The sequence below is a fragment of the Xanthomonas sp. NCPPB 3442 genome (assembly GCF_056725145.1).
This window is the reverse complement of sequence record NZ_CM161514.1, coordinates 1904650-1917456: the sequence shown is the minus strand read 5'-3', so window position 1 is coordinate 1917456 and position 12807 is coordinate 1904650. Positions and strand designations below refer to the sequence as shown.

At 64.5% G+C, this 12807-nt stretch carries 24 protein-coding genes and 1 pseudogene; 4 read left to right on the top strand and 21 right to left on the bottom strand.

Annotated elements, in window-relative coordinates; all coding sequences use genetic code 11:
- Positions 1-73 precede the first annotated feature (73 nt).
- The 20 genes and pseudogenes from AC1POX_RS08300 to AC1POX_RS08205 form a co-directional block, all read right to left on the bottom strand.
- Entirely contained in the window at positions 74-589 is a 516-nt protein-coding gene (locus AC1POX_RS08300) for a lysis system spanin subunit (RefSeq protein WP_372356970.1), read from the bottom strand.
- Entirely contained in the window at positions 586-786 is a 201-nt protein-coding gene (locus tag AC1POX_RS08295; protein ID WP_372356969.1) for a CpXC domain-containing protein, read from the bottom strand. Before AC1POX_RS08295 ends, AC1POX_RS08300 begins: the two co-directional genes overlap by 4 nt.
- A gap of 2 nt (positions 787-788) precedes the next feature.
- Positions 789-920, bottom strand: coding sequence for a hypothetical protein (locus AC1POX_RS08290; RefSeq protein WP_258077845.1), 132 nt, complete (start codon positions 918-920; stop codon positions 789-791).
- A 1-nt stretch (position 921) separates the two neighbouring features.
- Positions 922-1134 carry a hypothetical protein gene (locus tag AC1POX_RS08285; RefSeq protein ID WP_047130278.1) on the bottom strand — a complete coding sequence of 71 codons (213 nt, stop codon included), beginning with the start codon at positions 1132-1134 and terminating at the stop codon, positions 922-924.
- Positions 1131-1634 (bottom strand): hypothetical protein, encoded by a 504-nt coding sequence (locus AC1POX_RS08280; protein ID WP_127159223.1) that lies wholly within the window; start codon positions 1632-1634, stop codon positions 1131-1133. Before AC1POX_RS08280 ends, AC1POX_RS08285 begins: the two co-directional genes overlap by 4 nt.
- Positions 1631-2146: a glycoside hydrolase family 24 protein gene (locus AC1POX_RS08275; protein WP_372356968.1), complete on the bottom strand. Its 516-nt coding sequence runs from the start codon at positions 2144-2146 to the stop codon at positions 1631-1633. The genes AC1POX_RS08280 and AC1POX_RS08275 overlap by 4 nt, the downstream gene beginning before the upstream one ends.
- An 814-nt stretch (positions 2147-2960) precedes the next feature.
- Positions 2961-3524, bottom strand: a complete 564-nt coding sequence (locus AC1POX_RS08270; RefSeq protein ID WP_372356967.1) for a hypothetical protein — start codon at positions 3522-3524, stop codon at positions 2961-2963.
- Complete coding sequence (locus AC1POX_RS08265) at positions 3487-3735, bottom strand: hypothetical protein (RefSeq protein ID WP_372356966.1); 249 nt, start codon at positions 3733-3735, stop codon at positions 3487-3489. The genes AC1POX_RS08270 and AC1POX_RS08265 overlap by 38 nt, the downstream gene beginning before the upstream one ends.
- Positions 3732-4253, bottom strand: a complete 522-nt coding sequence (locus AC1POX_RS08260; protein WP_372356965.1) for a RuvC family protein — start codon at positions 4251-4253, stop codon at positions 3732-3734. Before AC1POX_RS08260 ends, AC1POX_RS08265 begins: the two co-directional genes overlap by 4 nt.
- Positions 4250-4471, bottom strand: a complete 222-nt coding sequence (locus AC1POX_RS08255; RefSeq protein WP_372356964.1) for a hypothetical protein — start codon at positions 4469-4471, stop codon at positions 4250-4252. Before AC1POX_RS08255 ends, AC1POX_RS08260 begins: the two co-directional genes overlap by 4 nt.
- Positions 4468-4713 carry a hypothetical protein gene (locus AC1POX_RS08250; protein ID WP_372356963.1) on the bottom strand — a complete coding sequence of 82 codons (246 nt, stop codon included), beginning with the start codon at positions 4711-4713 and terminating at the stop codon, positions 4468-4470. Before AC1POX_RS08250 ends, AC1POX_RS08255 begins: the two co-directional genes overlap by 4 nt.
- Complete coding sequence (locus AC1POX_RS08245; protein ID WP_164739496.1) at positions 4710-4883, bottom strand: hypothetical protein; 174 nt, start codon at positions 4881-4883, stop codon at positions 4710-4712. Before AC1POX_RS08245 ends, AC1POX_RS08250 begins: the two co-directional genes overlap by 4 nt.
- The gene (locus tag AC1POX_RS08240; RefSeq protein ID WP_372356962.1) at positions 4880-5299 is read right to left on the bottom strand and encodes an HNH endonuclease signature motif containing protein; all 420 of its coding nucleotides are present in this window, start codon (positions 5297-5299) and stop codon (positions 4880-4882) included. The genes AC1POX_RS08245 and AC1POX_RS08240 overlap by 4 nt, the downstream gene beginning before the upstream one ends.
- A gap of 127 nt (positions 5300-5426) precedes the next feature.
- Positions 5427-5849, bottom strand: coding sequence for a hypothetical protein (locus AC1POX_RS08235; protein WP_372356961.1), 423 nt, complete (start codon positions 5847-5849; stop codon positions 5427-5429).
- On the bottom strand, positions 5846-6793 hold the full coding sequence (locus AC1POX_RS08230; protein WP_372356960.1) for a phosphoadenosine phosphosulfate reductase domain-containing protein: 948 nt from the start codon (positions 6791-6793) through the stop codon (positions 5846-5848). Before AC1POX_RS08230 ends, AC1POX_RS08235 begins: the two co-directional genes overlap by 4 nt.
- Positions 6790-7347, bottom strand: coding sequence for a hypothetical protein (locus tag AC1POX_RS08225; RefSeq protein ID WP_372357147.1), 558 nt, complete (start codon positions 7345-7347; stop codon positions 6790-6792). The genes AC1POX_RS08230 and AC1POX_RS08225 overlap by 4 nt, the downstream gene beginning before the upstream one ends.
- Before the next feature lie 194 nt (positions 7348-7541).
- Positions 7542-8957: pseudogene (gene dnaB, locus AC1POX_RS08220) on the bottom strand (replicative DNA helicase); the annotation flags it as partial.
- On the bottom strand, positions 8954-9715 hold the full coding sequence (locus AC1POX_RS08215; protein ID WP_372356959.1) for a helix-turn-helix domain-containing protein: 762 nt from the start codon (positions 9713-9715) through the stop codon (positions 8954-8956). The gene AC1POX_RS08215 and the pseudogene dnaB, both read right to left, overlap by 4 nt.
- The gene (locus tag AC1POX_RS08210) at positions 9712-9903 is read right to left on the bottom strand and encodes a hypothetical protein (RefSeq protein WP_372356958.1); all 192 of its coding nucleotides are present in this window, start codon (positions 9901-9903) and stop codon (positions 9712-9714) included. Before AC1POX_RS08210 ends, AC1POX_RS08215 begins: the two co-directional genes overlap by 4 nt.
- On the bottom strand, positions 9900-10322 hold the full coding sequence (locus AC1POX_RS08205; RefSeq protein WP_372356957.1) for a phage regulatory CII family protein: 423 nt from the start codon (positions 10320-10322) through the stop codon (positions 9900-9902). Before AC1POX_RS08205 ends, AC1POX_RS08210 begins: the two co-directional genes overlap by 4 nt.
- A 326-nt stretch (positions 10323-10648) precedes the next feature.
- Here AC1POX_RS08205 and AC1POX_RS08200 point away from each other — a divergent pair, with 326 nt between their 5' ends.
- Entirely contained in the window at positions 10649-11176 is a 528-nt protein-coding gene (locus AC1POX_RS08200) for a hypothetical protein (RefSeq protein ID WP_372356956.1), read from the top strand.
- Between the two features lie 16 nt (positions 11177-11192).
- On the opposite strand, the gene AC1POX_RS08195 is transcribed toward AC1POX_RS08200, so the two are convergent.
- On the bottom strand, positions 11193-11447 hold the full coding sequence (locus AC1POX_RS08195; protein WP_372356955.1) for a transcriptional regulator: 255 nt from the start codon (positions 11445-11447) through the stop codon (positions 11193-11195).
- A gap of 82 nt (positions 11448-11529) precedes the next feature.
- Here AC1POX_RS08195 and AC1POX_RS08190 point away from each other — a divergent pair, with 82 nt between their 5' ends.
- The 3 genes from AC1POX_RS08190 to AC1POX_RS08180 all read left to right on the top strand — a co-directional run bounded on the left by AC1POX_RS08190 (position 11530) and on the right by AC1POX_RS08180 (position 12767).
- On the top strand, positions 11530-11982 hold the full coding sequence (locus AC1POX_RS08190) for a helix-turn-helix domain-containing protein (protein WP_481108600.1): 453 nt from the start codon (positions 11530-11532) through the stop codon (positions 11980-11982).
- 63 nt (positions 11983-12045) lie between these two features.
- Positions 12046-12363, top strand: a complete 318-nt coding sequence (locus tag AC1POX_RS08185; RefSeq protein WP_372356953.1) for a hypothetical protein — start codon at positions 12046-12048, stop codon at positions 12361-12363.
- 20 nt (positions 12364-12383) lie between these two features.
- Positions 12384-12767, top strand: a complete 384-nt coding sequence (locus AC1POX_RS08180) for a hypothetical protein (RefSeq protein ID WP_481108599.1) — start codon at positions 12384-12386, stop codon at positions 12765-12767.
- Positions 12768-12807 lie beyond the last annotated feature (40 nt).

The following is a 12807-nucleotide window of genomic DNA, read 5'->3' as shown; positions in this document are numbered from 1 at the left end:
CCTCACACCACCCCAACCACTCGGAACAACATGGCAACTATCGAAACGATGCTGATCAACGTGGCCGCCCAGGTCATTCCCCAACTTGTCGGGGCGCTGCTCCGCCGCTGGCAGAGAGATCTGGACTGCTCCTGTCAGCGGCCACTACGGCTTGGCAGGCGCGGAGCTGGTCGTCGGCGTCACGGCCGACTCGAACAACAGCGCCCGCAAACTCGTCTCGGCGCTCGGCGGCCGCATCACGTTCGGCGGCGCCGGCGGAAGCCTCGGTGAGGCGCTGGGTTTCACAGCTGGCCCACCCGTCCCGCAGCCTGAGAGCACCACTGCGCAGGTCAGCCACAACAGCATCAGGGACGGCCTGGGCCGCCTGCCGGTCTTCTTCATGCTTGGCTCCAATGTCGGCCAATGCCTCGGCCTGTTGGTGTTCGGTCGATCGGGCGGCCTGCTCCCCGGCCAGGGCGCCGAGGGCGGCCCCTGCCTCCTGCTTGCTGGTGGCCCCCTCGGCACGATCACCGCGCCAGGCCCAGCCGGCACCGAACATGGCCCCCGACCACACAAGCGCGGCGATGATGGCGATCGCCGTGCGGTTCACGGCGCTTTCTCCGATACCGCCTTGGTCGCCGACGCACCGCACAGCGGACAGGCGATCTTGAAATAGTCGCCCTCGCGCTGGTCGGGCTGGCGAATGGCCTCGTTGGTGTTCCACTCGAAGACGGTGCCGCAGGTGCGGCAGGTGCTCTCGTGCGTGTCCCCGACCGACGGGTGACGGCCCTGCTTGATGATGCGCATGGTCAGATCCTTGCGTTGGTATAGGCGATCCAGATCCAGGCCAGCGCGGCCAGCAGCAGGCCGCACAGCGTGGTGATCAGCCAGCCGGGTGGATCGCGTGGCGGCGGCAGGCCGCGGTCCCAGTTGTCGGCCATGTCAGGAGCCAGCCTCTCGCTGCGCCCGGTAGTAGTAGCCACCGATGGCACCCATCAGCGGGCCTAGGTTGCCTAGGAGCAACATCAGCACGTCCTTATTGCCCGCCGGGATTTCCGAGTTGACGAGCACCGCAATGGCCAAGCCGTAGAGCAGGAACACGATCAGGGCGATGCCGAGTCGTGCTGTGCCCATGTTTCGGGTGATGAAGGTCATGGCGTGACCGCCGATGCTCCCATCACCAAGCGCATGACCAGGCGCGACACTGCGCGCTTATCGCGCTCGGTGGCATCGCTGAACATCTCCCAGCGGAACTCCTGGATCACTGAGCCGAACTCAAGCCAGTCGCCCTTGCGTGCCGCTGCCCACAGGTCGGCGCTGTCGCGTACCACCGTGGCGCCGATGATGTCGGCGATGGCGATGATGTACGGCAGCGAGCCGCGCATCTCCGGGTGCACCGCCAGCAGCTCGAAGAATCGACCGCGCAATGTCTCCTGGGCTTCCATGACGTCCTCGGTCAGCTCCAGGGTGGCGGCGCGCTCACTCTGCTCACGGGTTTCGATCGCCCGGCCGTAGCCCAGACGCAGAACGTGCCGGCTGTCGCGACGTGGGCGGGTTGTCCGGCCCCAACATTCCTGCAGCAGCAGCACGGCCTCGTTGAGCGATTCGCGCTCTGCGGTTAGCAGGGCTTCGTCGTCCAGGTCCGGCATCGTCATGCGCTCCCGACCTTGCCGCCGGCCTTCTTGTACGCGGCGATGAGCTTCTCGATGGCGTGCTCGGGCTGGCCGTAGCCGGCGCCCGGCAGGCTGGCCCACAGGTTGCGCACCTTCGCCACCGCTTCCACGAAGCGACCGGCCTGGATGTCGGCGATCGCGCGCCGCTCCTTGATCAGCTGCAGCGCCCACCGGTCCTGCGAGAGCGGGCCGAAGTCCGGCAGCCTCAGCAGGTCGCGGTAGTGCGCGTAATCCTTGAGCATGAACTGGTAGCGGCCAGACGCGTTGCTGGTCAGACCCTTCGAGTTGATCGCCTTCGACTTGCGGCCGCCGGCGAACGGATGCCGGCTGTAGTCGGTGAAGATCTCCGGCTCACGATCGGCGCCGGTGACAATGACGTCGTACCCGTCGTTCTTCGTAGCCGAGCTGGTGGACGTGCCCTCGGAATGCGCCAGCATGTCCAGGAAAGCCACGACGTTGCGGCCACCGGCTTGTTCGGGCGTGATGACCGCCATTGCTGCCTCCAAACAAAAAGCCCCGCCGGCTGGCAGGGCTGGAGCCGCGCGTCGGCGGCGGAAATAGGTGCCGGTTACGGTTCCGGCGCTGCATGTGCAGCCGTCACCCGGGCGTCTCTCGACGAGCCGGAGGTGCCGCGACCGGGTACTCCCAGTCCAAGCGGCGATAGGTGCCCGCCCCGCTGCCGGCTAGGCACGAGGGTTGATCCGGTCTGGGATGCGGGCATTGAAGAACGGCGAGCACCGCCGCGGTGGTCCTGTCCCTTCAGCAGGTCCGCTGCGCCGCGCTGGTCCCGTCCAGCTGGGCAGACCGCGGCAGTGCTCTCCGATAGGTACCGACCGCCGCCGGCGGATGGGTGGGCGGCGCCATGTCGCCGGCCCGTGCGCGATCCCGGCGCGCAGCGCCTCGCTTCTCGACGAGGACCTGGCACGCTGGCAGCGGTCGGTGTTGGGCCCAGAAACGCGAAAACCCGGCGCTTGGCCGGGTTTCAGTGGGAACTTTTGACAGTTGCAGAATCAGACCATTTCGGTGCGCAACTGTCAACGGTCAAGACCTGTGTTGCCACGGGCCCCACACAATGAAGGCAAGCTGGGTTCCGTCTGCCGCATTGGGCGCAGGGAACTGCTGATATCGGCGCTCCTGGGATGCTCCCCAAACGTCGAAGCCTGCACGCCAATCAGAATTGGGACTCACATTGCTACGCTGAAGAAAGTGGTCGAGCGGAAAGGATCTACGGCGGCCCTCGCCGTGCCGCTCACACACCTCATCGGGTATTTCATTCAACCAGCTGAAGTCTGGCATAAGCGTCCCGGGTCACGCGGCCATCCTGCCGCCCATGAAGTCTATCCCGCGCTGCAGCTCCCGTCGGTATTGCCATATCGAAACCGTGCCACCGTACTGCTCTGCCACCATGCGGGCTTTCACAGCCTGGCTCGCCGCCACGGTGAACTCGGTGCGCACCACCAGCACGCGCAGCGGGAACTGCCTGCTCATTGACGCTAGCGCCCGGTCGATCCAACGCAGGTCATCGGGGATGCCGATGTCGACGGCGACCTCCGGATTATCGTGCGGCCGGTCGGCGTCGTTCCGCGCGCGCACCGGATCTACGGCCCAGGCTGGGATCTCGCCGAGCGCTGTCAGCCCAGCCCGCTCGGCCATGAAGCGACGCCGCTGCCGGCCATCGCGCTCCACCAGCTCGCGGAAGGCCTGCTCCACCGTCTTGGGCGCATAGTCCTTGGCGTTCTCCAGCACATGCCGGCTGCGGTCGGCGCGGCTCAGGGTGTAGCGGTTTGCGTGGGCGTATCCCCACCGGCGCAGCTCAGCGAGCAGCGGATCCTCATTACGCCGCATGGCGAAATTCCTCCAACGTTTGATCATCCAGCCGGAACTGCGGCAGCCTGCCGTCGTCCTGGCACATCCCCATCTGCCTGCTCTCGTTGCCCTGGCAGTGCACGATCCCCAGCGTCCGATCGCGGCAGCTGCAGAACGCGCACAGCCCGCGCTTGCGCACTGCCGCCGCGTACCGTTTCCGCAGCAGCTTTTCGTAGTACGCCTCGGGCCGGCTCAGGTTCGTCGGGTTGAGCGTCATGCAGCGAGGGCTCCCGGCTGGCTCTTCTGCTCGTGCCACAGGGCCAGCAGCAGCGCCTCGGCGCGGCCGTCGTCCTTCTTGCGCTGCAGCTGCGGCGCGGCGGACGGGAAGCGGCGGATGGCCAGCTGCCGCGATGCATCCTTGTCCCGACCGATCAGCCCGAAATGGCGCTTCCAGCTCTGCGGCTCGGCCAGGCTGAAGGGGATGCCCATCACCTCGAGCACCGCCTTGGCCTTGGCGTAGCTCTCGCCGAAGTTCATCGACGACTGCGCACCCGGTTTCCGGTCCCCCTGCGGCGGCATCGCCCGAACGCGCTCCACGCATCCCGCGAATACCGCGCCCGGGTGCTGGCTGCGGACCTCGCGGATGAAGACCGCGATCGCACGCGCATCAACTTCCTGCTTCTTGCCCACCGTCATTGCCGGCATGTCCAGGATCGGGCCAGCCTCGCCGTCGATCAGTGTGGCAACGGCGCCGGACATGCCGGGGTCAATTCCGAACACCACGCGCAGGGTCATCGCGCACCCGCCTTCAGCGCGTAGGCGTGCTTTGCCCGCACGCGTGTGCTGGTGGCCGCCTTCTGCTTGCCGGCGGCGACCCGCCGCTCCACCTCAACAATCGTCTCGGCGCCGTCGCGGATTGCGTCGATGCACCGCGCATAGGCCGGATAGGCTTGCGAGAATTCGGCGGCGCTGGCGAATACCTTGCCCTCAAATCGGATTGGGGTAGCCGTCATGCCTGCTTCTCCAGTTCGGCCAGCAGTGCGTCTGCCTGCTTCACCGCGTCGTGCGCGATCCACTGGCTGACCTTCATGTCGTTCACGGCCGCGTGCCGCGCCAAACGGTTGTAGCCGTCCTCGTCCTGGATGCTGCCGACGATGCCCTGCATTGCCGCCTTCGCAAACTCCTCGCGCTTCGTCAGACGCTCCACACGCTGATCGCCGTTCGAGATCAGCTTCGCTGATTGCTGGATGCTCATGCCGCCTTCCTCCGCTCCGCATCAGCCTCGTCCCAACCTTCGCGCCACGCCTCGCGAAGCAGCGCGCCCTCCTCGCCCATGGCGTACTTCGGTGAGTCGTCGCGCTTCTTGCTGGCCTGACGCGCGCGGTGGCCGGCGAGCCGGGCGTTCTCGTATTGCTGCTGGTTCACTGGGTCACCCTGTTCTTTAGAATTGAGGTTGCGGGGTAAGTCACCCCTCTGCGGCACTTGTAGATCACGTGGAGTGCCACTCCGAGTCGTCGCGCTATCGCCGACGTTGCCTCCTTGGACATTCGAACTTCCAACGCCTGCTGATGAGTGAGCCGACATGCCGATATCCGCGCCTTAGCGCTGGCGTCTCGCATGTTTTCTGCTTGGGAGCCAAGGAAAAGATGCTCGGGGTTGCAGCAGCTCGGGGTATCGCATCTGTGGCAAACGGCCATTCCGCGAGGGATTGGCCCGACTAACTCCGCGTAGGCCGCCCTGTGAGCAGCGCCGGATTTCTGCCTGGCAACTGTTATCAAGCCATACCCGAGAGTGTCGGTTGCTCCAGTCCACAACCAGCAACCTGTTTCTGTCACGGGCATGCAATAGCGCTCGAGCCTTTGTCTTACCGTCTGCAACCGGGCTTTGCCCGGAAGTCGGCCTTCCCGCGCAGCGCGCTGGTAGTGCCTCTTGCACAAGCGCCTGGCGATGACTTCGCCCAGGCACCCATCAACCATGCATTCGAAGCAATTTTTCATTTGATCCCCTCTCAAGATAGATGTCCTGCAACGCCTGCCATGCCGCGGTACCGCGCCCCAGATCCCCCAGGACTTCGGCTGTCCAGGCGCGGAATTCGCGGGCGTGGTGCTTGAAACTGGGTCCGAAGACCTCGCGCATGCGGTCGCGGGTCATGCCGGGCATCTGGTCGCCGTCGTGGTGCCAGGCGCCGAGTGCGACGACCGCGTGCTGGCCGATCTGCTTCTGGCCGTGCAGGTCGCCGAGGTTGCGGTGGTGAATCTCCGTGTGGCCGCACTGGATGGCGCGCTGTAGGCCGGCTGCGATGCGCCAGCGGCACACGACGCAGCCGAGTGCGCGCGCGGCGTCTTGGTAGGCCTGCTCGGCGCGCGTCGCCGGCTTGATTGCGCGCCTCATGCGGCCTCCGCCAATTCGCAAAGACCAAGGTCTGAGGTGCAGCCGCCGCCCGGTTGTTGTTGGAAGAAAAGATCGAACTGCCGGCCGCCACGCCCGGTACGGCTCCATTCCACAACCTTGTGGATCCGCGAGTACTCGCCCGGCGTGTCCGCATCGGTAGGGTCCTTCATGGGCGCGAAGAACGTGGCGGACTGGCGCTTGCTGACCATCGCGACGATGGCCTCCCACTCGGCGATGCGCTCGATGTGCTCCGGCGCGAGGTCTGCGATCAGACGAAGCTCGTCCTTTCGGCAATTGATGCACGGGAAACAACCGACACGACCGAACCCCATGGCGTACAGAGGGTTGGGAAGAATCCCGTGTCGCGAGTGATATGCCCAAACGTCCTTGAGCTTCCAATCGAAGATCGGGCGCCATAGGTACGAGCCGGACTCGTGCCGGTTATAGAGCGGCTGTTTTGCGCGGTTCTCGCTCTCTTCGGCTCGGATGCCGACCCACTGCAGGACCGGCCCTGACTTTAGCATCGGCAGCACACGCTGCTCGACGATGGGAAGAACCTTCAGCTCCTCTGTGCAGAACTGCGCGCCGCGTGATGGAAATCGGCCTTTCAGGATGCACAGATCAACGAACGGATTGCCGCTCGGCGTGTGAAGTGCTGCGGACCGATCGACGATCTCCTGCGGGATGCCCTGCAGAGGCCAGACGCGCAGGATGTAATCGCGATGGCGTGCCAGGTCAGCAGTCAGGTCGGCGCGAACCGTGTCGATGCTTGGGCCGCCGGTGCGTTGCGCCAGCGTTGCCACATATTCGAGGGTGATCTCGTGCTCGTTGCCCGTATCGGCGAATACTGCTTGAAACGGCCTCCCCGACTCGATCGCCTTGAGATACGTAGCGGTGCTGTCCTTTCCGCCGCTGACGCTGACCAGGTGCTGGACGGCCTTCATGCAGCCCTCCGAGCCTGCGCCGGCTGTGTGCCCTGCCCGTTGGCCATCAGCCAGAACTCGGCGACGACCTCGTCGAGCATCACGTGCGTGTAGTGCATGCCGATGTGCTGGGTGATGCCCTCGAACAGCCGGCGGAACTCGTCCTCATCCATCGAATCGAATGCCAGCGAGCGCGCGACGGTCACGGGGATCGTCTCGATCCGCGGCAGCACCTCGCGCAGCAGCTTTGCCGCGCCGGGACCGAAGGCTGCATCTGACGCAGCCAGCACTGCCGAAACCACCGCAGTGGCATCCATGTCGACCTGCTCGCAGCACACGCAGGCCTCGCGCTGCAGGCGCTTCACCGCCTCGTGCGTGTCCAGTGCTTCCCAGCCGTCGACGTTCTCGACCATCAGCTGGCCGATCTTGTGCAGCAGCCGGTGGCGCCAGGCGTCGCGCGGTGCCTTGATTTCCAGCCGCACCTCCTGGCCGCGCCGGTAGCCGCGCTGCTTCATCAGCTCGCGGTCGACCGGATGCTCGGCGAGCATGGCCAACCGCTCCTCGCCGGTGTCCATCACCACCACGCGCTCGATCAGCGCATAGATGGGACGCGATGCGCGCTTGGCGCGGATCTTCTTTGCTGCAGCAGTCATGGTCATGCGTCGACGTCCTGCCGCGGCGTGCGCGGCTTGAGGTTGCGGAAGCCGCGCGAGCGCGGGACCGGCTTGCCGTCGTCGCTTTCGATCGGCGCCGGCTCCCAGTACTCGGGCAGGTTCTGGAACTTGAAGCGCTCCGGCATGTAGAGCACGCGCACCTCGCCAGGCGGGCCACTGCGCTGCAGCGGAACCAGTAGCTCGGCGGTGCCCTTCCAGCGGCTGTCGCGGTGGTACACCTCGTCGCGGTAGATGAAGATCACTGCATCGGCGTCCTGCTCGATCGATCCGGAGTCACGCAGATCCGCAGGCTGCGGGCGCTTGTCGGGGCGGTCCTCCAACTTGCGATTGAGTTGCGACAGCAGGAGCACCGGCACGCCCAGCTCACCGGCCAGCAGCTTCAAGCCCCGGCTGATATCGCCCACGCCGTTGGCGCGGTTGTCGCCCTGGATCTCCATCAGCTGCAGGTAGTCGATGACGATGAGGCCAAGCGGCTTGCGGGCATGCTGCCTGCGCGCCTGCGAGCTGACATGCTCGACGCGTGCGCGGCGTGGCCGGCTGACGAAGATGTCCGCCGCGCGCAGCTTGCGCATCGCGCTGGTGACGTTCGTCCAGTCCACGTCGTCCAGGTCGCCGGAGCGGATCCGGTTGCCGTCGATGCCGCCGACGGACGCCAGCATGCGGTCGCCCAGCTCCTCGGCCTGCATTTCGAAGCTGAAGACCGCGACCGCTTTGCGCAGGCGGAGTGCGACGTGCTCGGCGATGTTCTGGGCCAGCGTGGTTTTGCCCATCTTCGGGCGCGCCGCCAGCACGTACAGGCCGCCCGGCTTCAGGCCACCCAGCAGCGTATCGAGGTCGTCGATGCTGGTAGTGATGCCGTGGATGCCGCCGCCGTCGCGGGAGCGCTCGCCCAGGCGTTCGAAGACGCGATCCATCACCGGCGCGACGGATTCAAGTTCGCATGGCTGGCTGTCCATCAGCGCGCCGATGCGCGATGTTGCGGCGCCGATCAGCTCAACACTGCTCTGGCCTTCCGGGTTGAAGCCTGAGTTGGCGATCTCGGTACCGACTTCGATCAGTCGACGCAAGCGCGCTTTGTCCGCGACGATCTCCGCATGGGCCCGGATGTTGGCTGCCGACGGTGTGGTGCTGGCAAGCTCGATCAGGTACGCGCCATCGGCAACCTGCTCCAGCAGCCCCTGCGCCTCAAACCAGTCGCCCATGGTCACCACGTCGAATGGGCGGCGCGGGTTCGCGGTGGCCATCTCGCGAATCGAGCGAAAAATCAGCATGTGGTCGCGGCGGTAGAAGTCACGCTCCTCCACCAGGTCGGCGATGTCGTCCCATGCACGGTTGACCAGCATCAGGCCGCCAAGCACCGCTTGCTCGGCTTCCACGCTGTGCGGAGGCAACCGCAGTGCTTCCGATGGCCGGCCGTGCCACATAGACGCGCTCTCGGCGCGCTCGGCGTCCAGCTGGTCGAGAAACTGCGACTCGTCGGCGTGGTGGTCGTAATCGTGGATCGTGCTCATGCGGCCACCTGCCCTGCTTGCGTTTCGGCATCGCGAACACGGCGGTACTGCTCGCCGGTCGTGGTCAGCGTGTAGCCGGTCGCCGGGTGCAGGAACCAGATCTTCTGCCAGTTGCCGCGCACTGCGTTGCGGAAGACTGCGCGCCAGTCGGCATAGCGCTTGCCATCACCGCTGTAGCGATCGGCGAAGGACAGCCAGGCAAGCTCGATGAACTCATCGGGGATGCCCGCTTTGTCAGCCCACTCGAACACCGGGTCGTCAGCACGGATCGCATCCCCGTCACCAAGCGACGCATTCCAGCTGTCGAAGGTCTGCATGCGGTTCTTCGGCGAGGCACTGGCGGATGCTTCGCTGTTGTTGCTTTTAGGTTCTTTACGGTTAGACCGCAGCTGCTGCGGGGGTGACTGCGGCATTTGCGGTGGTTTGTGCAGATTTTGCGGTGGTTCGACTGCGGCATTTGCGGGGGTGCAGCTGCTGCGGGGGTGCAACTGCTGCGGGGGTTGGTAGGCATCTGGGGTGATGACGTAGCGCGTGTGGCGACCATTCGAACGGTCAGCAGCGACCAGGCCGACAGACTCCAACCAGCGGATGGCGCTGTGCACTGTTCGCTCGCTGAGACACGTGCGCTCGCAGATGGTTGGAATCGAGGGCCAGCAGTGGCCCTGGTCGTTTGCGTTGTCGGCCAGGGAAATGAGCACCGCCTTGGGCGACGGCGGCATGGCCATCGGCCAGCACTTGGACATGATCAGCGTGCTCATACCAACCGCCCTGCCCGCTCCATGCGCTTCACCTGACGATCGCTACGGCCTTCGCACTCGCGCTTCATGTCGAGCCAATAGGCGCGTGCAACTGCCTTCTTGCCGTCGCCCTGCGCCTGCCTCAGCAGCGCCCCCAGCCTGCGGATGCGGCGCTCCCGGCGCCAGTCTTCGATCAGCTGCAGGATCATGCTGCGGCCCTCTGGTTGGCCGCCGACCAGGCCTGCTGCGCGACCTCGGCCACCATCGCCTGCAGATCGCCACACAGCTCGGCGATCGCCCTCGCCTCGTTCGGCGTGATGCGACCGTCTTCCATCGCCTTGGCGATCAGCGCGGACAACATGCCCTTCAGCGAGGACGCCTTGAGTAGCGCGGTGATCACGTCGCCAGCGGCAGGCGCGTCGGCAGCCTGGACGATAAAGTCGTGCTCGGCAGCCAGCGCATGCAGGATCCGGTAGTCGCCCGTCAGGCCCATGATCTCGCTGGCTTCGGCCAGGGTCAGGTGGTGCGTGCGGGTATTCGGGTTGACCTTGCTGCGGAGGACCGCAGCCGACATCGGCTTCTCTTCGCCGCGGTCGTTGGTGGAGATGAGGCGGGTGGCCAGGGCCACACTGCCACCGGGATAGTCGAGAACGGTTTTGTGTGCTGCGTCTGCGATGTTCACGGGCGGGATACCTGAACGTGGTTTAGGACACCTGCCCTGGCCAGGATGTGCGCCATGGACGCACTACAGAAACGGCTCAGAGCAGCGAGGAAGCGAGCGCCGAATGTCACGACGATCATTCGGTGGAAGGGCAGCGTGTTCGCGCTGCGGTGGGTCAACGAACGGATGGACGTTCGGCTGCTACGGAAGGCTTGAGACGTGAAGCGAAGAGGCGTCGCCCCCCTTGCGGTACGCTGCGGCTACCACGCGCGCAGCCCTGCAAGGAGGGCGACATGGACTTCGGTTCAATCAACTTGGTCATTAGTTCACTCGGTGCAGCTCAAACGCTGGCCAAGGCTGCTGTCGGCATTCGAGATTTCAACGAGTCGGCCGCGGCTCTCGCGCAAATCAACGAGCAATTGCTCGCAGCCCAACAGGGTTTGCTCAGCCACAACGTCATGCTCCTGCAGCTCCAGCAAGAGAACTTCGAGACCGCAAAGGAGCTGCGAGAACTCAAAGAAGCCATCGCGAAGAAGGACAGCTACCCGCTTGTCGATATCGGAAACGGCTCGCTTGCATACGCCGTCGACATCCAGGCTGGCGGGGAGAGCGATCCAGAAATCACGCATCCGCAGCACCATCTCTGTCAGATCTGCTGGGACCGTGACGGGCTCCGAAGCGTGCTCCAGCCGGCGCCCAAGTTCGGTGGCGCCGTCTACCGGGTATGCAACCACTGCGGAAAAGAGCTTTTCGTCGGCGGAAGCGGCTCGGGTGATAACGCAACGCCGGCTGCCGGGCCCGTCTATTACCCGCTCGGCTGAACTGATGGGGGCATGCCTACGCTGCATCGGCCACCTCCCCTGCGGGGTTGGCCGGCGACGGGCCGAAGACGTCCGGGCGAAGGTCGTGGCGCGAGACGCCGGTGGCCGCTTCGATCTTCATCACGAACTCGGCAGGCACCGCGTGGCCTCGATTGATCCAAGCCCAGACATGGCCCTGTCTCACGGCGCGCAAGTCTGTCGAAAGGAGTCGGGCCAGGGCGCTTTGTCCGCCGGCTGCTTCTACTGCTCGCTCTAAGGGGGTCGTGTCCATGCGCCCAGAATACAACCCTGGTTGTATTAGTCAACAACCAATGTTGTTTGCCGGCTACAACGCCTGTTGTCACGCTTCCCCAATGGAAATCCGTGATCGCCTCGCCCAAGCCATGCGCCACTCAGGCCTAACCCAGGACTCGCTGGCAAAGCGCGTTGGCGTAAGTCAGCAGGCCATTCAGAAGCTTTTATCCGGCACATCGAAGACATCTCGAAAGCTGACTGAGATTGCACTTGCATGCGGCGTCAGGCCGGAATGGCTTGCAACAGAGGAAGGCCCCATGTCCATCGAGGGCTTGCGTGCGACCGAGTCTCAATCTGCGGGATCCATCCGAGACATCATGGCCGCAGCGGTCACCATTGCCCGCTTGGTCCAGGATCGGACGACCGAACGCATCGACGGGGAGCGCTATATCGCTCTCCTCACCGAAGCCGGGGCTGCCGTCCAACGTTATGGCGTGGAGCAAATCATGAATGGCTCAGCGCTTGACCAAGCAGCAACTGAGGTGGCCGTCGAGCTTCGTTCGATTAAGTGAGGTAGATGAATGGCGATAAGCAGGGCGCAGTTAGAAATCATGGCGCGGCAGGTAGCAGCGAACATGGGAATCACGAGCACGCTCACCGGCCCCAGGCATTTAGCGGTGGCCAGTAGCGAGGGATCTAACGCCTACAAGCGTATGAACGCTTTGCAGCGGGATGTCCTGTACACCCGGATCAACGATCTCGGCACGATGTACTGGCTCAAGTGGCTCGTTCGTCAAGAAACGATCCATGTGAATGGGATCATTGAATGCCTTTCAGATGACGAGCTCACCGAGCTATTGACCAAAATGGAACGTGGCAGAGAGTGCCGTGTCGAGGGAATAGCGTTCGATGAAGCTGGCCTTGTGAGAGATACAACAGAGGACTTCCTGTGACCCGATCGCCACTCAGATTCTTGCCGAAACCACTGGCTGTTCTTTGCTTCGCAGCTGCATTTGCATCCTGTTCGACAACCTCTGTTGACGACATGCGAGCAGCGCCGGCAGATGCAACCTATACGTCCGCCAAGCCTCCAGCAGCATTAAGCGAATGCGTCGTCGCAGCGTTTAACGACAGCGCGCGTGGCTTCGAGGCCATTCAATTCGATGGCGCCAAGGCCTACGCCAATGGGCCGCGTTACACGGTGGCGGCTCTGACGAATTACCCGACCTATATTTTGGACATCACGCCGTCTAAAGCTGGCGGGAGCGTCATCGAGGAGCGCACGACGTTGCGCGCGGGATTTGCAGTCAAAGGATATCTGCCGCGCTTTAGAGCCCTCACATCGGGCTGTCTGTAAGGCTGACGAGGGGGCTAGGCAAGCTCCCTCAAAAAATTTG

Excerpts from the sequence above, each read along its gene's own strand:
- AC1POX_RS08295 (WP_372356969.1), bottom strand. The coding sequence starts at position 786 with ATGCGCATCATCAAGCAGGGCCGTCACCCGTCGGTCGGGGACACGCAC.
- AC1POX_RS08290 (WP_258077845.1), bottom strand. The coding sequence starts at position 920 with ATGGCCGACAACTGGGACCGCGGCCTGCCGCCGCCACGCGATCCACCC.
- AC1POX_RS08285 (WP_047130278.1), bottom strand. The coding sequence starts at position 1,134 with ATGACCTTCATCACCCGAAACATGGGCACAGCACGACTCGGCATCGCC.
- AC1POX_RS08280 (WP_127159223.1), bottom strand. The coding sequence starts at position 1,634 with ATGACGATGCCGGACCTGGACGACGAAGCCCTGCTAACCGCAGAGCGC.
- AC1POX_RS08275 (WP_372356968.1), bottom strand. The coding sequence starts at position 2,146 with ATGGCGGTCATCACGCCCGAACAAGCCGGTGGCCGCAACGTCGTGGCT.
- AC1POX_RS08270 (WP_372356967.1), bottom strand. The coding sequence starts at position 3,524 with ATGATCAAACGTTGGAGGAATTTCGCCATGCGGCGTAATGAGGATCCG.
- AC1POX_RS08265 (WP_372356966.1), bottom strand. The coding sequence starts at position 3,735 with ATGACGCTCAACCCGACGAACCTGAGCCGGCCCGAGGCGTACTACGAA.
- AC1POX_RS08260 (WP_372356965.1), bottom strand. The coding sequence starts at position 4,253 with ATGACCCTGCGCGTGGTGTTCGGAATTGACCCCGGCATGTCCGGCGCC.
- AC1POX_RS08255 (WP_372356964.1), bottom strand. The coding sequence starts at position 4,471 with ATGACGGCTACCCCAATCCGATTTGAGGGCAAGGTATTCGCCAGCGCC.
- AC1POX_RS08250 (WP_372356963.1), bottom strand. The coding sequence starts at position 4,713 with ATGAGCATCCAGCAATCAGCGAAGCTGATCTCGAACGGCGATCAGCGT.
- AC1POX_RS08240 (WP_372356962.1), bottom strand. The coding sequence starts at position 5,299 with ATGCCCGTGACAGAAACAGGTTGCTGGTTGTGGACTGGAGCAACCGAC.
- AC1POX_RS08235 (WP_372356961.1), bottom strand. The coding sequence starts at position 5,849 with ATGAGGCGCGCAATCAAGCCGGCGACGCGCGCCGAGCAGGCCTACCAA.
- AC1POX_RS08230 (WP_372356960.1), bottom strand. The coding sequence starts at position 6,793 with ATGAAGGCCGTCCAGCACCTGGTCAGCGTCAGCGGCGGAAAGGACAGC.
- AC1POX_RS08225 (WP_372357147.1), bottom strand. The coding sequence starts at position 7,347 with ATGGACACCGGCGAGGAGCGGTTGGCCATGCTCGCCGAGCATCCGGTC.
- AC1POX_RS08215 (WP_372356959.1), bottom strand. The coding sequence starts at position 9,715 with ATGAGCACGCTGATCATGTCCAAGTGCTGGCCGATGGCCATGCCGCCG.
- AC1POX_RS08210 (WP_372356958.1), bottom strand. The coding sequence starts at position 9,903 with ATGATCCTGCAGCTGATCGAAGACTGGCGCCGGGAGCGCCGCATCCGC.
- AC1POX_RS08200 (WP_372356956.1), top strand. The coding sequence starts at position 10,649 with ATGGACTTCGGTTCAATCAACTTGGTCATTAGTTCACTCGGTGCAGCT.
- AC1POX_RS08195 (WP_372356955.1), bottom strand. The coding sequence starts at position 11,447 with ATGGACACGACCCCCTTAGAGCGAGCAGTAGAAGCAGCCGGCGGACAA.
- AC1POX_RS08190 (WP_481108600.1), top strand. The coding sequence starts at position 11,530 with ATGGAAATCCGTGATCGCCTCGCCCAAGCCATGCGCCACTCAGGCCTA.
- AC1POX_RS08185 (WP_372356953.1), top strand. The coding sequence starts at position 12,046 with ATGGGAATCACGAGCACGCTCACCGGCCCCAGGCATTTAGCGGTGGCC.